General features: G+C 43.7%; 19 protein-coding genes. 6 read left to right on the top strand and 13 right to left on the bottom strand.

Annotated features, from left to right (window positions below; all coding sequences use genetic code 11):
• Genes deoC through DK188_RS20030 form a run of 3 tightly spaced genes read right to left on the bottom strand, consistent with a single transcriptional unit; the run spans position 1 to position 2013 of the window.
• Entirely contained in the window at positions 1 to 663 is a 663-nt protein-coding gene (deoC, locus tag DK188_RS20035; RefSeq protein ID WP_111672637.1) for a deoxyribose-phosphate aldolase, read from the bottom strand.
• A 17-nt stretch (positions 664 to 680) separates the two neighbouring features.
• Positions 681 to 821 carry a hypothetical protein gene (locus DK188_RS21550; protein ID WP_157963297.1) on the bottom strand — a complete coding sequence of 47 codons (141 nt, stop codon included), beginning with the start codon at positions 819 to 821 and terminating at the stop codon, positions 681 to 683.
• On the bottom strand, positions 805 to 2013 hold the full coding sequence (locus DK188_RS20030) for an NAD(P)-dependent oxidoreductase (protein ID WP_111672636.1): 1209 nt from the start codon (positions 2011 to 2013) through the stop codon (positions 805 to 807). The genes DK188_RS21550 and DK188_RS20030 overlap by 17 nt, the downstream gene beginning before the upstream one ends.
• A 124-nt stretch (positions 2014 to 2137) precedes the next feature.
• Here DK188_RS20030 and DK188_RS20025 point away from each other — a divergent pair, with 124 nt between their 5' ends.
• Positions 2138 to 2734 carry a methyltransferase family protein gene (locus DK188_RS20025; RefSeq protein WP_111672635.1) on the top strand — a complete coding sequence of 199 codons (597 nt, stop codon included), beginning with the start codon at positions 2138 to 2140 and terminating at the stop codon, positions 2732 to 2734.
• An 11-nt stretch (positions 2735 to 2745) separates the two neighbouring features.
• Here the strand turns inward: DK188_RS20025 and DK188_RS20020 are convergent, their stop codons facing one another.
• The 4 genes from DK188_RS20020 to DK188_RS20005 are packed head-to-tail and all read right to left on the bottom strand — an operon-like array spanning position 2746 to position 5892.
• On the bottom strand, positions 2746 to 3300 hold the full coding sequence (locus DK188_RS20020; RefSeq protein WP_111672634.1) for an FKBP-type peptidyl-prolyl cis-trans isomerase: 555 nt from the start codon (positions 3298 to 3300) through the stop codon (positions 2746 to 2748).
• Positions 3293 to 3853 (bottom strand): FKBP-type peptidyl-prolyl cis-trans isomerase, encoded by a 561-nt coding sequence (locus tag DK188_RS20015; protein ID WP_111672633.1) that lies wholly within the window; start codon positions 3851 to 3853, stop codon positions 3293 to 3295. Before DK188_RS20015 ends, DK188_RS20020 begins: the two co-directional genes overlap by 8 nt.
• A 35-nt stretch (positions 3854 to 3888) precedes the next feature.
• Positions 3889 to 4815, bottom strand: a complete 927-nt coding sequence (locus DK188_RS20010) for an FKBP-type peptidyl-prolyl cis-trans isomerase (protein ID WP_111672632.1) — start codon at positions 4813 to 4815, stop codon at positions 3889 to 3891.
• 42 nt (positions 4816 to 4857) lie between these two features.
• Complete coding sequence (locus tag DK188_RS20005; protein WP_111672671.1) at positions 4858 to 5892, bottom strand: DHH family phosphoesterase; 1035 nt, start codon at positions 5890 to 5892, stop codon at positions 4858 to 4860.
• Between the two features lie 184 nt (positions 5893 to 6076).
• Between DK188_RS20005 and DK188_RS20000 the strand changes: the two genes are divergently transcribed.
• Positions 6077 to 6499, top strand: a complete 423-nt coding sequence (locus tag DK188_RS20000) for a nucleoside-diphosphate kinase (protein ID WP_103926603.1) — start codon at positions 6077 to 6079, stop codon at positions 6497 to 6499.
• 108 nt (positions 6500 to 6607) lie between these two features.
• Here the strand turns inward: DK188_RS20000 and DK188_RS19995 are convergent, their stop codons facing one another.
• From DK188_RS19995 to DK188_RS19980, 4 genes are all read right to left on the bottom strand, one after another.
• Positions 6608 to 7420 carry a TPM domain-containing protein gene (locus tag DK188_RS19995; RefSeq protein ID WP_111672631.1) on the bottom strand — a complete coding sequence of 271 codons (813 nt, stop codon included), beginning with the start codon at positions 7418 to 7420 and terminating at the stop codon, positions 6608 to 6610.
• Positions 7401 to 7835 carry a TPM domain-containing protein gene (locus DK188_RS19990; RefSeq protein WP_111672630.1) on the bottom strand — a complete coding sequence of 145 codons (435 nt, stop codon included), beginning with the start codon at positions 7833 to 7835 and terminating at the stop codon, positions 7401 to 7403. The genes DK188_RS19995 and DK188_RS19990 overlap by 20 nt, the downstream gene beginning before the upstream one ends.
• Positions 7836 to 7837: 2 nt before the next feature.
• Complete coding sequence (locus DK188_RS19985) at positions 7838 to 8428, bottom strand: LemA family protein (protein WP_111672629.1); 591 nt, start codon at positions 8426 to 8428, stop codon at positions 7838 to 7840.
• 103 nt (positions 8429 to 8531) lie between these two features.
• The gene (locus tag DK188_RS19980) at positions 8532 to 9788 is read right to left on the bottom strand and encodes an aspartyl protease family protein (protein ID WP_111672628.1); all 1257 of its coding nucleotides are present in this window, start codon (positions 9786 to 9788) and stop codon (positions 8532 to 8534) included.
• A 206-nt stretch (positions 9789 to 9994) separates the two neighbouring features.
• On the opposite strand from DK188_RS19980, the gene DK188_RS19975 reads away from it, so the two are divergent.
• Positions 9995 to 10474: a Fur family transcriptional regulator gene (locus DK188_RS19975; protein ID WP_111672627.1), complete on the top strand. Its 480-nt coding sequence runs from the start codon at positions 9995 to 9997 to the stop codon at positions 10472 to 10474.
• Here DK188_RS19975 and DK188_RS19970 read toward each other — a convergent pair.
• Complete coding sequence (locus tag DK188_RS19970; RefSeq protein ID WP_111672626.1) at positions 10464 to 10901, bottom strand: SRPBCC family protein; 438 nt, start codon at positions 10899 to 10901, stop codon at positions 10464 to 10466. The genes DK188_RS19975 and DK188_RS19970 overlap by 11 nt on opposite strands.
• Positions 10901 to 11515 carry a cytochrome c oxidase subunit 3 gene (locus tag DK188_RS19965; RefSeq protein WP_111672625.1) on the bottom strand — a complete coding sequence of 205 codons (615 nt, stop codon included), beginning with the start codon at positions 11513 to 11515 and terminating at the stop codon, positions 10901 to 10903. The genes DK188_RS19970 and DK188_RS19965 overlap by 1 nt, the downstream gene beginning before the upstream one ends.
• Positions 11516 to 11638: 123 nt before the next feature.
• Between DK188_RS19965 and mfd the strand changes: the two genes are divergently transcribed.
• The 3 genes from mfd to DK188_RS19950 all read left to right on the top strand — a co-directional run bounded on the left by mfd (position 11639) and on the right by DK188_RS19950 (position 17455).
• Positions 11639 to 14989 carry a transcription-repair coupling factor gene (gene mfd, locus DK188_RS19960; RefSeq protein WP_111672670.1) on the top strand — a complete coding sequence of 1117 codons (3351 nt, stop codon included), beginning with the start codon at positions 11639 to 11641 and terminating at the stop codon, positions 14987 to 14989.
• Between the two features lie 177 nt (positions 14990 to 15166).
• Complete coding sequence (gldJ, locus tag DK188_RS19955) at positions 15167 to 16390, top strand: gliding motility lipoprotein GldJ (protein ID WP_111672624.1); 1224 nt, start codon at positions 15167 to 15169, stop codon at positions 16388 to 16390.
• A gap of 114 nt (positions 16391 to 16504) precedes the next feature.
• On the top strand, positions 16505 to 17455 hold the full coding sequence (locus DK188_RS19950) for a zinc metalloprotease (protein ID WP_111672623.1): 951 nt from the start codon (positions 16505 to 16507) through the stop codon (positions 17453 to 17455).
• Positions 17456 to 17581 lie beyond the last annotated feature (126 nt).

The raw sequence follows: 17581 nt of genomic DNA, 5'->3' as shown, positions 1-17581 counted from the left end.
TCAAACCTGCACCCGATAGGCATCCATGATAGCTTTGGCGGAACTTGTTCCGATCCTGTCAGCACCTGCTCTGATAAGTTCCAGAGCAAATTCCAACGTTTTAATTCCCCCACTTGCCTTGACTCCCATGGAGGACAATAGCGCTTCCCGCATGAGTTGAATATCTTCCACTTTTGCACCTGTGGGAGCATAACCTGTTGAAGTCTTCACATAATCAGCGCCAGCGTCCTGGCAGATCAGACAAGCTTCCCTGATTTGGTCCGGGTTGAGGTAAGCCGTCTCTATGATTACTTTCAGGATTCGCTCTTCGTCATGGCAGATTTTGGCTAGTTGGGCGATTTCGATCTTGGGCCAGTTCATCCCCGAGTGAAATGCTGTCTGAGACCACACCAAGTCCAATTCGTCAGCCCCTTGCTTGATGCATTGAATGGCTTCGGCAGCTTTAGTAGCTGTATCCTCAAAACCGAAAGGAAATCCAATGACAGTCACTACCTGAATGTCCTCCTCTCTGAGGTCTCTCTTTACCTTCTTTACCCAAAAAGGTGGAACACATACTCCTACAAACTGCTCCTCGATTGCATCCCGGACCAGTAGATCCACATCTTTGTCTGTCATGGTCGGACGCAAAAGCGTCGATTCCAAAAATCGATGTAAATTTTTCACGTGTTTATAATTTGATTTTATATGGCCACATAGCCTGTCCCGATTTTTCCTCGGGAGAATCTTGTACCTGCCTGCTGGTAGACAGGTCGCTGATAATCATGCCAATGTGTATCGTTTTCGTCATGCTCGATTTCATTTTTCTTATTCCTCTGAATCAACAAATTCCCGCAAATACATAAACTCAAGCGTCAAATCTCCATCTCGGGCCACTGTTGCCCGCTCCAAAATAGCATCATTTTCCCCCGTAAGCGCGGGAATGACCCACTCCTCCAGCATCTGACCAAAGGCTCTCGATGATTCTCTCGGGAGCTCGCAGGGAAGATTGTCAATAGCCATCACCGAAATACTGGTTTGACTGCCAAATGCGGCGATTTCAAGACCAGTTTCCCGATCGATGTCATAGACTGGCTCGAGAATATTGGATGCACGAAGGGTCGTGGGAATAGAGCCCCCGACATCGCAAGTCACATCTGCGATCACTGAAAGCGAAAAATCCGGCGACTTGATATCCGGCAATTGAAATAAGCGCGGTGCTTCCGGGTCCCAATAGGCCGCTGCGATCAGCATCTCGCCTGTTTCTGCAAACTTCAAAAAATGACTTTCATATTTCTCCGGGTAAGCATAAAATTCCTCCCGGTCATATCCTCCGTCTGCTTTTCTTCTATTGTAATGGCCCGAACTCAGTACAGTAAATACCGGCTCTTCAAAATAGAGGTGTAAAAATTCATGAGCCTCTACTTCAAGAATGCCTAATGCATCCAATATTTCCTTCACACCACTGCCCACTCTACCCGAACCTGTGACGACAATTTTGATAGGAGGAAGCTGAACATTTTTCAATTCACTTTTCAATTCTTCCAAATCCCTGCATTCGGAAGCTCGCTTGAGTTCGTAGAGGGCTGTTTTCTTTCCATAGGTCCAAAACGCGTTGTAAGCTCCCACTATGCCAGCCCATCTACCAAAGGCCACCACACGTCTTCCACTTGAATCTTTTAGGACTTCGTAGTCAATCAGCCGGATGTTTTTTTCCAAAATGGCCCGAAGTAAGGGTCTGTTATAGCGCTGCTTTTTGATGGTATGGGAAAAAAAGAAATAAGTCTTATCCGGGAAAAGCCGGAAAACAGGTACCTCCTTGACTCCAAAAAACACCTCAGCATCAGAAATATCATCCGCTACCTGAATGCCGGCAGCCCGATACTCTTCGTCAGAAAAACACCTATCCGGACTGGATTCGACAACAAAGCTAAAGTGATCACCAAACCGATCACTCAGCTCTTTCAACTGATCAGGGCAAAAAGGCACTCTTCGGTCTGGAGGATTTTTCCCTTCACGGATTATTCCGATTTTCATCTGTTCATTCTTGATTTAATATAGTCCGATGGAATCTCAAACTGCTTAAGACGGTTCTGTAGGAGATTCCTTCGCCAAATCTCATTTCATAAAAATTCTTGTATACTGGGTTTAAATCTCGCAAATGTCAAATCTCCTGATGGTCCTCAGTTGGGGCTTATTTTACTTCCTCCATACAGCACTTGCTGCTTCCAAGTTAAAAAGAATTTTGGAGTCCAAATGGCCCATCGTCTACAAATGGTACCGTTTGTTTTATTCCATTCTAACCTTCATTCTGTTCTTTGGGATAGTGATTCTGGTTATGTTTCTTCCTGTACAACAGGTTTTCATTCCAGGTTCCTTTAGTCAATATGCAGGCTATTTGATCGCCACTGCGGGAGTGATCGTCTTGTTGCGATCAGCAAAGCAGATTTCCCTGAGTTCATTTTTGGGAATTAGACTAATGAAAAAAACTCTCCAAAAGCCTGAATTGGTCATTTCGGGGATGTATTCCCAAGTAAGACACCCGCTCTATGTCGGATTGTTGGGAATATTTCTTGGGTATTTTCTGGTGTCAGGGACTGTCGGAGCTTTAATCCATCTGGGATGTCTGATGGTCTATCTGCCGATTGGGATCTATTTTGAAGAAAAAAATCTGGTCGTAGACTATGGAGATGACTACCTGAAGTATCAGAAAGAAGTCCCTGTATTTTTTCCGAAATTCAATAAAAAAAGGGGCTAAGCCCCTTTTTTTTAATCTATTCCTAGAAAGTCTATCTCAAAAATCAACACCGAGTTAGGTGGGATCCGAGCCCTATTTTCATCGTCTTGATAACCCCATGTTGAAGGTATGACCAAAACGGCTTTTGAACCTGGTCTTAATCGAGCAAATGCAATATCCCAACCTGCTATTACTTGTCTTGTGTTTAAGACAAAGCTCAAAGGCGTGTAATTTCTATTATCATCAAATATATCATTCTCTCTAGCTACATCTTCAAATGTCGTATCGAAAACAGTACTACCCTCCAACAAAGACCCGACATAATCGGTATAAACTATTGTATTAGAGGTTGGTCTGGTACCTACTCCTTCTTCCTGTACGATAATCACCACTCCGCTAGGGTCGTGGATTCGATACAGGCTGTCAATCTGAGCTGTATCCAAAAAGGCGACAATTTTAGCACTGTCGATCTTCAGATTGGCTTCTGCATCATAGGCCGGTCCGGTATCGAAGGGGTTAGTGGTTTCGCATGCAATCATTGAGAAACTGGCAAAAACCAAGAAAAAGGGAAGAAGTCGATTAATCATGGTTTGGTCCTTTTTTTACATCAATCAGCTCCAATTCGAAAATCAATGGTGCTTTTGGTGGAATTTTGCCTTGGCCCTGATTTCCATAACCTAATCTGGAAGGGAAAATCACGGTTGCCTTCTCACCTGGTTTCATCAAAGAGACAGCAAATTCAAACCCTATGATCGCACCCCTCCCAGTTCCAATAGGGAATTTTAAGGGTCCATACTTTCGTTGGGAATCAAATACTCCATTGTCCTTTGCTACTTGTTCAATTGAGGTATCAAAAACTGAGTTGCTCAGAAATTTCCCCGTGTAGTCCACAGTGACTGTGTCTAGCGATTTTATACTGTTTAAATTAGGATCAACTGAAACTTCCCAAAACATATAAACACCTTCTTCTGCCTCTTTGTATTCCTTTACCCCTGACATTGGGTTTTCGAGAAGGTATTTTTCAATCTCTTCTTTATTTTGATCAAGAATTACTTCTTCTGTCTGATCCGGATCAATACAAGAGACAACTGATACGGCACCAACAAGTAAAGCTGCAAAAGCGATCAAGCGGTAGTTCATAGGTTCTGGATTAATTAAAACTAAATTTTGAAACTTTATTTTTGTACATCGGTCACTTCTACGTCAAAGACAAGAATCGAGTTGGCTGGAATCAATGCACCAGCACCTGCCTCACCATACGCCAGTGGAGAAGGTATCAGGAATTTTGCTTTGGAACCTTTCTTCAACAGCAACAAACCCTCATCCCATCCCGGGATCACTTGGCCCATGCCCACATTGACTGGAAGTGGCTCATAAGGTCTGCCTTCATTGAAGATATTGTTAGCCTTGGCAATCTCAGGCCAAGAAGTGTCAAACAATGTTCCGTCCAGCAGATAGCCTGCATAGTTCACATACATGGTAGTACCGGGAGTAATCGCTTCGCCGCTTCCTTCCTCTTCGATGACATAGTACAGCCCATTATCTGTTTTCTGGACATTCAGTCCTTTCTCTGCAGCATAGGCTTCGATAGTTTTGCCTTCTTCAACCACGAGTGTTTTGGCTCGCTCGGCACTTTTCATTTGCTCAGCCATCATCACTTCCTGATAGAATACCTGCATGGCAGAATCCGTCTTCACATCGAAGGCGCCCAATTTGACTTTGACGATGTCGTCTTCTTTCAGGAACTCAGGCTGATTTCCATTGAAAATGATTTTGGCAGTGGATTGAAAATTGATCGAGTCTCCTTTTTTCAGGGAAAGGAAGATTTCGTCCATTCCATTTTGCGGAGTCAGGGAATCATTGGCCATCAGATACCCTGGAAAAGGCTGATCGATTGTGCTGTAGATTACAGAATCCGAAGCGGTGGTAATTTCAAGGTTATAGAGGAGGAAATCTCCATTCGGAGCCTTTTCTGAACCTTCATTGATATACGTGTATTCGATTGCGTCCTTTTCAGTGACTTTTTTCTTCTGACAGGAGGAAATAGTGCTTGCTCCAAACATCAGAACAAGGATTGCCGCTAGGCTTTTGGTGTTTTGCATAATAGGATAGGTGAATTTTCTGAGTAGTTAGTTGTGAGCGCCTTAGTCGGCAGGTATCGTTTCAGCCGGAAATAACTCGTCTTGACACTTTTCTACTAGGGATTCGAATAGGTCAACGGTTTCTTTTAGGCTTAAATCTGATTTGCCGCCGGCAGCATTTTTGTGTCCACCTCCGTTGAAGTAAGACGCAGCAAATTTATTTACCGCTACATCACTGCTCGACCGAAAGGAGATTTTTATGCCGTCTTCGCGCTCTGAAAACAAGGCAGCGACTTTGATTCCGTCCAAAGATAAGGCATAATTGACCAATCCTTCGGTGTCTCCGGTTTGGCTTTGATATTTTTTAAGATCTTTTTTGCTGATCACAAAGTAGGCGGTATGGAGGTCTTCCCGTACTACCAGACGCCGAGTAATCGCAAACCCGATAAATTTCAGACGGTTGACTGAATTGGAGTCGTAGATCCAGTTGGAGATCTGTGAGCTGTCAGCACCCTTATCGATGAGCTCTGCTACGACAAGGTGTACATTTTTGGTGGTATTCGGATGACGAAATCCGCCGGTATCTGTCATGATGCCTGCGTAGAGGCATTCTGCAATGTCTTTGTCAATGATTTGCTCATCCCCCAATTCCACGATCAGTTCATAGATCAGCTCACAGGTAGCAGCAGCCTTGGTACTCCAATACCTGAAGTCAGCGAAGTCTTCCGGATCCTGATGATGGTCGATATTGACCACATAGGCGGCTGATTTACGGATCATCTCTCCCAGCTCATTGACTCTACCCAACACAGAGAAATCCAGACAAAAGATCATATCGGCCTCTTCCAACTTCTTTGTTGCCAATTCCTTATGGGCAAGATTACTAAAATCAAGCACATCGTCATTTCCTTTCATCCATGTCAGGAACGAGGGATAATCGGTAGGAGTCACTACAGTCACGGAGTGCCCTTTTTTGAGGAGATAGTTCGCCAAACCCAAAGACGAGCCAAGTGCATCAGCATCAGGCTTGACGTGGGTAGTGATGAATATTTTCTTGGGTGCGGAAAGTTCTTTCTTAAACGAGTCTAAAGCTTCCATTAATATCTTTTCAGCAGCACTTCTGGCCTTAGTAGCCTGCAAAGGTCTGCAAATTTTCCAGAAATCCCAAAGAACTCATATCGCTGAAAATTAATGCCATAGCTGAGAAATTCTGAAAGTAGGCAGGGAAATGCAGGGAAAACTCCTATTTTTGCGGCCAAATTAAACCAAGACAAAAGACCCCATGGCAAGTAACAGAACATTCACGATGATCAAACCGGACGCATTTCTCGCCGGAAACTCAGGCGCTATCCTGAAAATGATCGAAGAGGCAGGCTTCAAAATTGTAGCCATGAAAGCTACCCAATTGACCCCTGAGTTGGCGGGTAAATTCTACGAAGTACACAAGGAAAGACCGTTCTATGCGGATCTATGTAAGTATATGTCTTCCGGACCGATCATTGCGGCTATTTTGGAGAAAGACAATGCGGTGGAAGATTTCCGTACGCTGATCGGAGCTACCAATCCTGCCAATGCAGCGGAAGGTACAATCAGAAAGATTTTTGCAAAGTCAATCGAGGCAAATGCTGTTCACGGGTCTGATTCTGACGAGAATGCGGCTATCGAAGGAAATTTCTATTTTTCTCAATTGGAAAGAGTGCTTTAATTACTCATTTTCCAATAGTCTAAAAACAAGAAAAGCGCTCGATTGAGCGCTTTTCTTGTATTATAAGTTGTTGATTTTTTTGCTTTTGGTCAATTCGAAGAAGCTCATTTACCAGCTTCCTCCAGCTCCGCCACCGCCGAAAGATCCACCGCCGAAGCCGCCAAATCCACCTCCCCCACCGAAGCCGCCACCGCCAAAAGATCCACGGCCTGAGGAGAAATCTCCATATTTCCCGCCGCCGCCTTTCAGCAAATTCGCTAGCATAATGGTGGTCCAGAGGTCTATTCCTCCTCCTCTTCCACCCATGTGGTTGTCATTGTCGTTCCGGTTTTTGATCAGCGGAAGAATAACAAAAATGAAAATGAACAGGAAAAGGAGGAAAATTGCCCCACCATGATTTCCCTCTGATTCCACTTCTTCTGCTTTGTATTCACCTGAAGCTAGTTTGAAAATCATGTCCGTAGCCTGATCCAATCCCACATAATATTGCTCCATTTTGAAATTCGGGGTGATCAAATTCGTCACAATCCGTTTGGCAAGTGCATCAGGCACTGATCCTTCCATTCCCCTACCGGTGGCAATGAATACCCTTCGGTCGCTCATAGCGGCCAAGATCAGAATTCCATTGTCTTTAGAGCTGCCAATTCCCCAGTTTTCTCCCAGACGCTGTGCGTAATCTGCGATCTCATAATCACCCGTAGAGCGCATCAGCACAATGGCAATCTGAGTGGAAGTGCTGTCATTGTACCCCACCAATTTCTGCTCAAGACGGGTAACTTCATCAGCCGAAAGTGTACCGGTGAAGTCAGTCACCAAACGTGGCGGATTGGGTACTGGAGGAAAATCCTGCGCTGCTGCCTGCCCAAAAAGCAGGACAAAAAACAGGAGGAAAACTGGCTGCTTAGCCAAAGGATATTTCATCGGAAAGTTCGTTTTGATCGCCGGACTGATCATAAGGGAAGTGCACTCCCAATTGATCTCCGGCTTGATGGATTCCTGCGATGAGACCCTGGGTAAACTTCCCTGCACGGAAATGGGTCGCCATTAGGTCCTTGGTGCTTTCCCAGAAGTCTTTGGGCACCACCGCATTGATTCCAGCGTCACCCAGTATCGCAAATTTATGATCCAGCACTGCCAAGTAAAACAAGACCCCATTTCGGTCTTTAGTCTGGTACATTTTCAGGGTTTCAAAGACCTCTGCAGCCCGATCCAGCACATTCCCTTTGCAGTGATTTTCGATATGAACTTGGATTTCTCCGGAGGTTCGAGTCTCAGCAGACTGAATTGCAGCGGTGATCTGAGCTTTTTCCTCCGGAGAAAATAATTTTTCAGCCATGATTAGAATTGTACAGTTGGGGCATTTTCAGCTCCTTCGGAAGCTTTGAATGTGCCTTTTGTTTCAAATCCATACCACCCTGCAAATATGTTGTTTGGGAAAGTTCGGATGCTGGAATTGTAGGCCACGACAGATTCATTAAAGTTTCTTCTGGCGACGGCGATCCGATTTTCAGTCCCTTCCAGTTGGGCCTGTAGTTCTAGAAAGTTTTGATTGGCTTTGAGATCAGGATATCGCTCCACTGTCACGAGCAATCTGCTCAAAGCTCCCGATAGTTGATCCTGAACCTGCTGGAACTCTGCTAGGTTTTCCGGAGTAAGATTAGTCGGGTCAATCGTCATTGAGGTAGCCTTGGAGCGGGCTTCAATCACTCCTGTCAGCGTTTCTTGTTCAAAATCAGCATATCCTTTGACCGTGTTCACCAAGTTGGGTATCAGGTCAGCACGACGCTGGTACTGGGTCTCCACTTCGGCCCACTGTCCATTGACCTGCTCTTCGGATTGGACAAACTGATTGTAACTTCCCACTGCTTTGGTATAGAGGTAAATACCCAGGACAGCGATAATACCTACAGGGATGAGAAATTTTTTCATAGTATTTAGGTTGTTTTTAAATCGAGATTTTACACGGATTTCTTACCAATGTGTTTGAATTCTCAATCAAAGGTATCCAAATTATCTTTTGGGATTGGATAAATTAAATCTGCTTTTTCAGAAAAATACTCACCTTGTAGTCATTGTATTTGTTCAGATCTCCTCCCTGATACCTCCTCATTTCCAGCTGGATTTCTTTACCTTCCTCGGAGCGAAGGAGTTTGAAAATTTCGGACAACTCATACAGGAAAATGGGGATTTTATTCACTGTCAAAATCTCATCAAAGGGCAAAATACCCGTCCGATAGGCAGGTGATCCGGGACGGACCTCGCTCACATAGAATCGGTTTTCGTCATTTGGAATCTTCCTGATAATCATCCCACTCATGTCAAATTCAAATGGGGCATAGAAATTTTCCCCTTTGCGGATAAGTGCACGATTTCTAGGGTAGTCCAATATCAGCCGTGTCCTTCCCAGTACCTCAGATCCCAGACTTCCCTGTCTTCCCGTAGCAATTATTATTTCGCTAAAGGTATTCTTGTCTGGATAGGAAGTAAGCACTTCCCTCATCGTCAGGTCCTTCAACTTCAGTGAATTCACTCTCCCAATAAATCCGTACAAAACTCCTCCCAAGGATTGCCCCAATTGAGATTCAATAAAGAGCGGAGGCATAGTTATCTCATCAGATGTCTCTTGATTGAGCAATAGGCCGTGATTCGCACCGGTGTCAATGAGGAGCTTGGCTTCAAGTTTAGGGCCGTTTTTCTGGTTGATTTTTGCGTTTAGATAAGCCTTGCTTTCCTCTATGGTCAGGTCAAATTTTCTGTAAAAAGGTGGTTTCCATTTCATCGATCCCTCGCGGTAAAATTCTATAAATCCCTCATCATAGTTGATTTTGACTGGATTAAACTTGAAAAACTCGTAGCCGATGATTCCATAAACGGGAACGCCGATTACCGATTCCAATTCGAAAAAATCCTCCTCCAACACCAACAAACTCTGCAATTTCCCCTCGACTGGGCCCAAATCCAAGGTGTTGATCGGAGAAACCTGTGCCATGATCACTGTAGAACCATCCGCTCCGGCAATACTGAGTCTTCGGGTATACTCCAAGCCTAGCGCATCGCCCAGAACTTTACTAAATAGAATATTGGACCGAACCCCAGTATCTACTAAAAAATTGACCGACTCACTCCCATTGATCGAAACAGGAAGAATAATCAGGCTATTGGAGCTGTAAAAAGGAATCCGGACTTTCTTTGCCTCCTCCTTCATAAAAAAACCGGGCACTTGAGCCTGTGAAAAGCCGTAGGATACAATAAGCACTAAAAAAACAAGCAGAATCTTTCTGTAAGTCATTTGGGTTGGGAGGATCTCAGACAGAAGTTAATGACTTTTACCATAACCTTCTAGTTCCTTAAACTCTATTATACCCACTAAATGTTGGAATTCCCCTAAAATTCAACCTGCTAATTTAGACTAATACCAAATTGACCCTGTATTGAACCGTCGATTTGTCAAAAATCCCGGAATGCGTCATATTTAATTTTTAATCTAATTACCCTATGGCGGACCCAGCCCTCATCGAAAAAGCAAAAAAAATATTTGAGAATTTCCTGATCAAGCAAGGAAATCGAAAAACCCCTGAGCGATTTTCGGTGATTGATGAGCTTTATATTTTACCAGAAGACGAACACATCGATGTGGAGGGGCTTTTTCTCAAAATGAGAAACAAGGGCTATACCATCAGTAGAGCCACAATTTACAACACACTCGACCTTTTGGTCGAAAGTGGATTAGCCGTAAAGCATCAATTCAAGGACAAAGTCGCCCTCTATGAACAGGCATTGACCTACAAGCATCACGATCACCACGTGTGCAATCAGTGCCAAAAAATCAGGGAATTTTCAGATCCCAAAATCAATGAGATCAAGGAATCGATGGGTCGGGAATTTAATTCCAAAATCTCCAGTCATTCCCTGGTTTTATACGGCGATTGCCAGATCGAAAACTGCGAAAACTTAACGGCTCTTCCTACCTTTTAAAAATCCAGCGGTAAATCGGTTTCCTAAATGCAAACTGAAGCCACATCGCAGGGTAAAGTAAGTATGTCAACAGGCCAAAAGGCGCCTCATATTCTATTTCATCCCTGATAATTGATCCGATACCGGTAGAGATGACCCGATGCTTATGCCTCCATTTTTTGAGGAAGAAGGGTAATTCTACCCCCTGATCAATAAAAAAAAACTCAAGATCTGTGGTTTTGTCTTCGATGATTTCACTGGTCCATTTTTGCTTGAATAAAATAAAGTTCAGCTCCAGTGTGACCAAGTCCCCTTTTTCGGAACCATCGAACCGCAGCAATTTGACAGGTGGAAAAGGTGGACTGAGTTTTTTGAAAAGCGATTCGTTGAAGCCGGCTTTGACATCCAAATAACCCTGCTCGACGGGGGTTTCAAGGTGGATTTTCATTAGAAACTTAGTATAAAGAGAAGGAATAAAACCAACCAGATCGCATCCATGAAGTGCCAATACAGGGTGAAAAGTCGAATCCGCATTTTTTCAAAAGGGTTGGTCACCAGAATAAGCTTTCGGATACCATCTTCTTGAGTTTTGCGCAGCTGAACCAATAGGATCAATGCAAAAATCATGGCGCCAATCAGGTGGAAAATGTGGATCCCAGAGAGCAAATAGAGAAAACTTCCGCTGGCAAGACCTGTGAAATTAATCCCCATATCTGTCAGCTCCTTCCAACCCGCAAACTGCAAAATCGTAAAAATCACCCCTAGCATGAAGGTATTTCTCAGCGCACTCTCGAGTTTGGGGATGTTTTCTTCCTGATAATACAGCCTCATCTGTGTAGCAGTATATCCCGATAGAATGAGCATAAAGGTAGAAATCAGAAAGGCGACAGGTATTCGGTGATTAAGTCCTTCCAGTTGATTTAAGCCAGATGACATGAAGGCAACGACGAGAAACAAAAAGATAAGTCCGCTTCCCAGCATTCCCAGATACAGCATCATCTCATAAGGATGGAGATTCTCCAGCCGCTCAAACCAGGATTGGGATTGTTTGCTACGATTCATCTGGTAAAAAACATTTTGAAGTGGCCTTGGTTCAGAAAATTATCAAATACTGCGGCTTTAATCCGAAAAAGGTCAAAATACCCTAAATTTGACCCTTCTCATTTCCTACTAATTCTCCCTGCTTTGGATCGTCAGTCCTTCCTTACCATTTACCAGTCCGACCCGATTTTTCAGACACTCGCCCATCAGCTTGGGTCAGCAGATCAATTCAAGTTGCAAATCCGTGGCCTATCCGGCAGCTTGGACATGGTGCTTTTTGCATCTGTTTTTGAGAAAAATGGCGGATTTCACCTCATCATCGCTCAAGACAGGGAAGAAGCGGCTTATCTCAACTCGGATTTGCAAAATCTCCTGCAGGTAGAGCATCACATGGTATTTCCAGGGAGCTTCAAGCGGCCTTACCAATATGATGAAGTGGACAATGCCAATGTCCTGATGCGGGCTGAGATCCTTAATCAAATCTTGGAAACCAAGGGCGAGTCGAGAATCATCATCACCTATCCCGAAGCGCTCTATGAGAAAGTGATCAACAAGCGGTCATTGGTAGATAACACCTTCTCTGTCCGGGTGGGAGAATCTGTGGATATGGAGTTTGTATCCGAGATCCTGACCAGTTACGATTTTGAGCGGACGGATTTTGTGTACGAGCCAGGCCAGTTTGCCATCCGAGGCGGGATTTTAGATGTTTTTTCATTCAGCAACGAGCATCCTTACCGGCTCGAACTTTTCGGAAAAGAAGTCGAAAGCATCCGAACCTTTGATCCAGAGACCCAGCTATCAATCGCCAGCGTGGACTTGATTTCACTGATCCCAAATGTACAGACGAAGCTTTTGCAGGAGGTTAGACAATCATTTTTGGGATTTCTTCCAGAAAAAGCCATCCTCTGGATCAAAGATTATCAGCTTACTTGTGACGTGATGGATGAATCTTTTCACAAAGCAGAACAGGCCTTTGCCCAGATCGTCTCCAAGTCCAATACTGAAAACCTGCTGCTCAAACCCAGTGATTTGTTTGAAAGAGGTAAAGACTTTGCCGAAGGCATCAAAGCTTTTTCTACCGTGGAGTTTGGCAGGCAGTTTTATTTAAAAACAGAAAACAAAGTCACTTGGGAAAGCCAACCCCAACCTTCATTCAACAAAAACTTTGACCTGCTGGTCACCAATCTGGCAGAGAACGAAAAGCAGGGATTCAGCAATCTGATCACTGCCGAAAATGAAAAGCAAATCGACCGGCTTTTGGGAATATTCCAAGAGTTGGATCCCACGCTTCAGGTGCAAAGTATGCTTTTGGGCTTACGGGAGGGATTTGTGGATAAGCAGGGCAAAATCGTCTGCTATACAGATCACCAGTTATTTGAGCGATTTCACCGCTATAAATCCCGGGCAAAAGCCAGCAAATCAAAGGCACTGACGATCAAGGAGCTCAAATCACTTCATCCCGGAGACTATATTGTGCACGTAGATTACGGAGTGGGTCGATTTGCTGGATTGGAAAAAGTGGACGTCGGCGGCAAAATGCAGGAAGCCGTCCGACTCATATTCAGAGATGATGACTTACTCTATGTCAACATCCACTCTCTTCACAAAATATCCAAATATTCTGGACAAGAGGGGCAAGTTCCATCCATGTCCAAGCTCGGTTCTCCCGAGTGGGACAATAAGAAAAGTAGGGTCAAAAAGCAGGTCAAAGACATCGCGAAAGACCTGATAAACCTCTATGCCAAACGAAGGACAGCTCCAGGCTTTGCATTTTCGAGAGACTCAGTTTTGCAGGTGGAGCTGGAGTCATCCTTCATCTATGAAGATACGCCAGACCAAGCTCTAGCAACTGCTGATGTGAAGTCTGATATGGAAAAATCCTATCCCATGGACCGTTTGGTATGCGGTGATGTTGGGTTTGGAAAAACAGAAGTAGCCATTCGGGCGGCATTCAAAGCCGTTAATGACAGGAAACAAGTGGCGATTTTGGTGCCTACTACTATTTTGGCTATGCAGCACTATCATACCTTCAGTGAGCGTTTGGAAAATCTACCGGTTAAAGTCGAATACATCAATCGCTTTCGTACTGCTAAAGAGATCAAGGAAATAGTCGCTCAAGTCAAAACCGGTGAGATTGACATTCTGGTTGGCACACATAAAATAGTCAATAAAGACATCGTATTCCGAGATTTAGGTCTTTTGATCATCGATGAAGAGCAAAAATTCGGTGTCAAGGTAAAAGACCAGCTTAAAAATCTCCGCGTCAATGTAGACGTACTTACACTGACTGCTACCCCTATTCCAAGGACCCTGCATTTTTCACTTATGGGAGCCAGAGATTTATCCGTAATCGCTACTCCACCGCCCAACCGTCAACCCGTAACTACCGAAGTGCAGACCTTTCAAGAGGAAGTCATTCGGGATGCGGTAGCCTACGAACTGAGACGTGGAGGACAGGTGTTTTTTGTCCACAATCGAGTCGGAGAGATCGACAGTATTGCCAATCTGATCATGAAGCTCGTACCTGACGCCCGAGTAATTGGTGCTCATGGACAGATGGATGGTAAAAAGCTGGAGAAAATCATGGTTGATTTCATTAATCATGAGTATGACGTCTTGGTATCTACCAATATCATTGAATCAGGGCTGGATATTCCTAACGCAAACACCATCATCATCAACCGAGCCCACATGTTTGGACTCAGTGATCTACATCAGATGCGGGGCAGAGTAGGAAGAAGTAACAAAAAAGCTTTCTGCTATCTCCTGACCAGTCCACTTTCAGGGTTGACAGCAGAGGCAAGGAAAAGACTGCAGACCCTGGAGGAATTCTCAGACTTGGGTGACGGCTTTAAGGTGGCCATGAAAGATCTCGACATCCGAGGAGCAGGCAATTTGCTTGGCGCCGAGCAAAGTGGTTTTATTACCGATTTGGGTTTCGAGATGTATCACAAAATTCTCGATGAAGCTGTGCAGGAGTTGAAAGAGAATGAATTCGCGGCTCTTTTCGAAACCGATTTGACAGAAAAAGTGAAGGTTTTGGTTCAAGATTGCACCATTGAGACAGATTTGGAACTCTTGATTCCAGAGCAGTATGTAACCAATATCAGTGAGCGCTTGGGACTTTATTCGAAGTTGGATGGGATCAAAAATGAGGAAGAACTCGGAAAGTTTTCGCTAATGCTCCAAGATCGGTTTGGTCCATTTCCACAAGCGGTAAGTGATTTGATGGAGACGGTTCGGTTGCGTTGGCTTGCAGAAAAACTTGGGATTGAGAAGCTTGTCCTCAAAGGCAGACAGATGAAGTGCTATCTTTTACCATCTTCTCGTGATGATTTCTACTCCTCAGCAGTTTTCGGGAAAATCATGAAATTTGCACAGGTCCATCCGAAGGTCTGCAAAATAAAAGAACACAAGAATCGTTTGATACTTACCATCGAAGGAGTTCCGACGATCCAAAAAGCTCAAAAAGTACTGTTGGAGATGAATTTGTAAGAAATTTATCAAAATTTAACTGGCATAAATATTGCATTTTCGATGATCGAATTTGTCGTATCTGCTTCAAATTATCCAACAAGGGACATTTTGATCAACCACGAAATTTGAATAGCATTGCAAGTACATTTCAATGCGGCTATATTAGCAACCTGAAAAAGACCAAAACATTACAATATGCGTCTGAATAACAACTCTTGGGGTATGTGGGCCACGGCTTTAGTGCTGGTTTCTGCCACTGTATTATCCTCATGTAACAAGACTCCAGGATATGGCAGAAGAACCGCCAATGATCCCGGTAAGAAAAGTGCTACCACAGGGGCAGAATTTTCTTTTGAAGAGAATGATTCTACAAAGTTCTTTGTTTCAAAAAGAGCCGAGCAGATTCCTGGGCCTAACTTGAAATTTATCCAAGGCGGAAGAACTGTCCTTGGTTCTCAGGAAGAAGACGTGATGGGATTCAGGGACAATTTGGAAAGAACCGTTTCTATAGCAAACTTCTATATGGATGAAACGGAAATCACCAACAACGATTACCGTGAATTTCTATTTGATATGAAAAAGAGAGTGAGTGCAGATTCACTTCTCAAGCTAGAGCCTTCGGAAGATGTGTGGTCTAGTGCAATGTCTTTTAATGATTTGTATCAGTCTTATTACTTCAGATTTCCTGGCTTCAACTTCTATCCTGTAGCCGGAGTGACATGGACTCAAGCCAACGTTTACTCAAAATGGAGAACTGAATTTGTGCAGGATCTGGTAAGAGAGGAACGAGGTATTGACTCTTCTTTTACAAAAACTCAATTGATTGAGCGAGGGGTCGCTATGGCTGACTTTAGACTACCCAATGAAGCTGAATGGGAATACGCGGCAAAAGCGATGATCGGTACCCAATATCTGGATGAAAATCAAGAATATGGCCGTATCTACCCATGGGATGGCCGTGGAGTAAGAAATCCTTACAATGTAAAACGAAAAGGAAAGCAGGGTGATTTCTTAGCCAACTTCAAAAGAGGACGAGGTGACTATGCAGGTATCTCAGGAAATCAGCGAAATGACGGTGAAATTCTTCCAACCAATGTATACGATATGGCACCAAACGACTTTGGTCTCTATCACATGGCAGGTAATATGAACGAGTGGGTGTATGACGTCTACAGACCGATGACTTTCCAAGATGCTGATGATCTTAACCCATTGAGAAAAGACGGTGTATACGATGAGGAGGAAAATTACGAGACTTCATTGTTTACTGACGAAATCCGAGTTTATAAAGGTGGATCTTGGAAGGATGTAGCCTACTGGCTTGCTCCTGGTACTAGAAGATTCATGCACCAAGACTCTGCTACCAATAGTATTGGTTTTAGATGTGCGATGATCTCCATCGGAGAAAAAGGAAAATAAGCAAAAAATCATTTACAAAATTTCATAAAACCCTGATATTCTTCAGGGTTTTTCTTTTTTTACTCTCATATATTTTTTAGTTTAAAATATCTTTAAATTTTAACCTCAATTTTTATGAACATCAAAAAAATCAGTTTACCGGTAATTACAGCGATTTTGATTGCCGGTTGTAGCCAAGAGCTGGAGACCAATTCTCCACTAGCCGATCAAAGTATCGACAAATCTGTAGAATTCAGGAGTAACCCATTTGGCACTATCTCGGTTTCCAAAACCAGCCCGAACGGACGCCAAATTGGAGATCCCATTCATGTGCGACTTGTATCTGCAGAATATCTCACCAATGCGGAAAATCGAGAGATGGGGAACACGATTATCTTCGAGGATAGAGGAAACAAACAGCTGGCCTTTGATTTTTCTCCTTTTGTGAGCCTCGATGGCACGCAGGAGATCGAGTATTTTGTAGATCAAGTAAGACCACCTCAAACTTTAGACCTGACTGCGGCTAGACAATCCATCATTCGTGCGGCAAATACTTGGAAAAATGTATCCTGCTCAAATATTGGAATTGAAAAAACAATAGATATTCCTGTTCCTTTAGGACTGGTAGCAGCAGAACTTGGATTCCCAAGCATTCCAGGATTTGTAGCAGAAATCAATCATAATGGCTGGATGCCAGCTTCATTCTTTGATTTTCTGGCACCAAATGGCAGTCAGGGTATTTTGGCTGTCACCTTTACTTTTCTGGTAATCGATAATGACGGAGAATTTGTAGACACAAACAGTGATGGAAAGTTTGATGTCGCATTCAGGGAGATTTATTACAATGACAATTTTATCTGGGCTGATGGAGGCTCTGGTGTAGATACTGAGACCATTGCATTGCATGAAATGGGACATGGACTAAGTCAGGAACATTTCGGTGCCGCATTCATCACCAAAAAAGGGGATGTTAAATTCGCACCACGAGCCGTAATGAATGCAGCCTACTCAGGACCAAATCGCATCATCAAAGGCACAGACAATGCCGGGCATTGCAGTATATGGGGAAATTGGCCAAACAACTAATTTAAAAGTAGATTTCGGTTAAATTTCCGTTTTCAAAATTGAACCCCAATCGAATCTCTCCACTACTGTTCCGGTTAAATTGAATTAACGTTTTCAATGCTCAACCACAACCTCGGCATTTAAACC

The sequence above is a fragment of the Algoriphagus litoralis genome, assembly GCF_003259255.1.
GTDB classification, from domain to species: domain Bacteria; phylum Bacteroidota; class Bacteroidia; order Cytophagales; family Cyclobacteriaceae; genus Algoriphagus; species Algoriphagus litoralis.
Note: the sequence above shows the minus strand (reverse complement) of the source record. Positions and strands in the feature narration are given on the sequence as shown.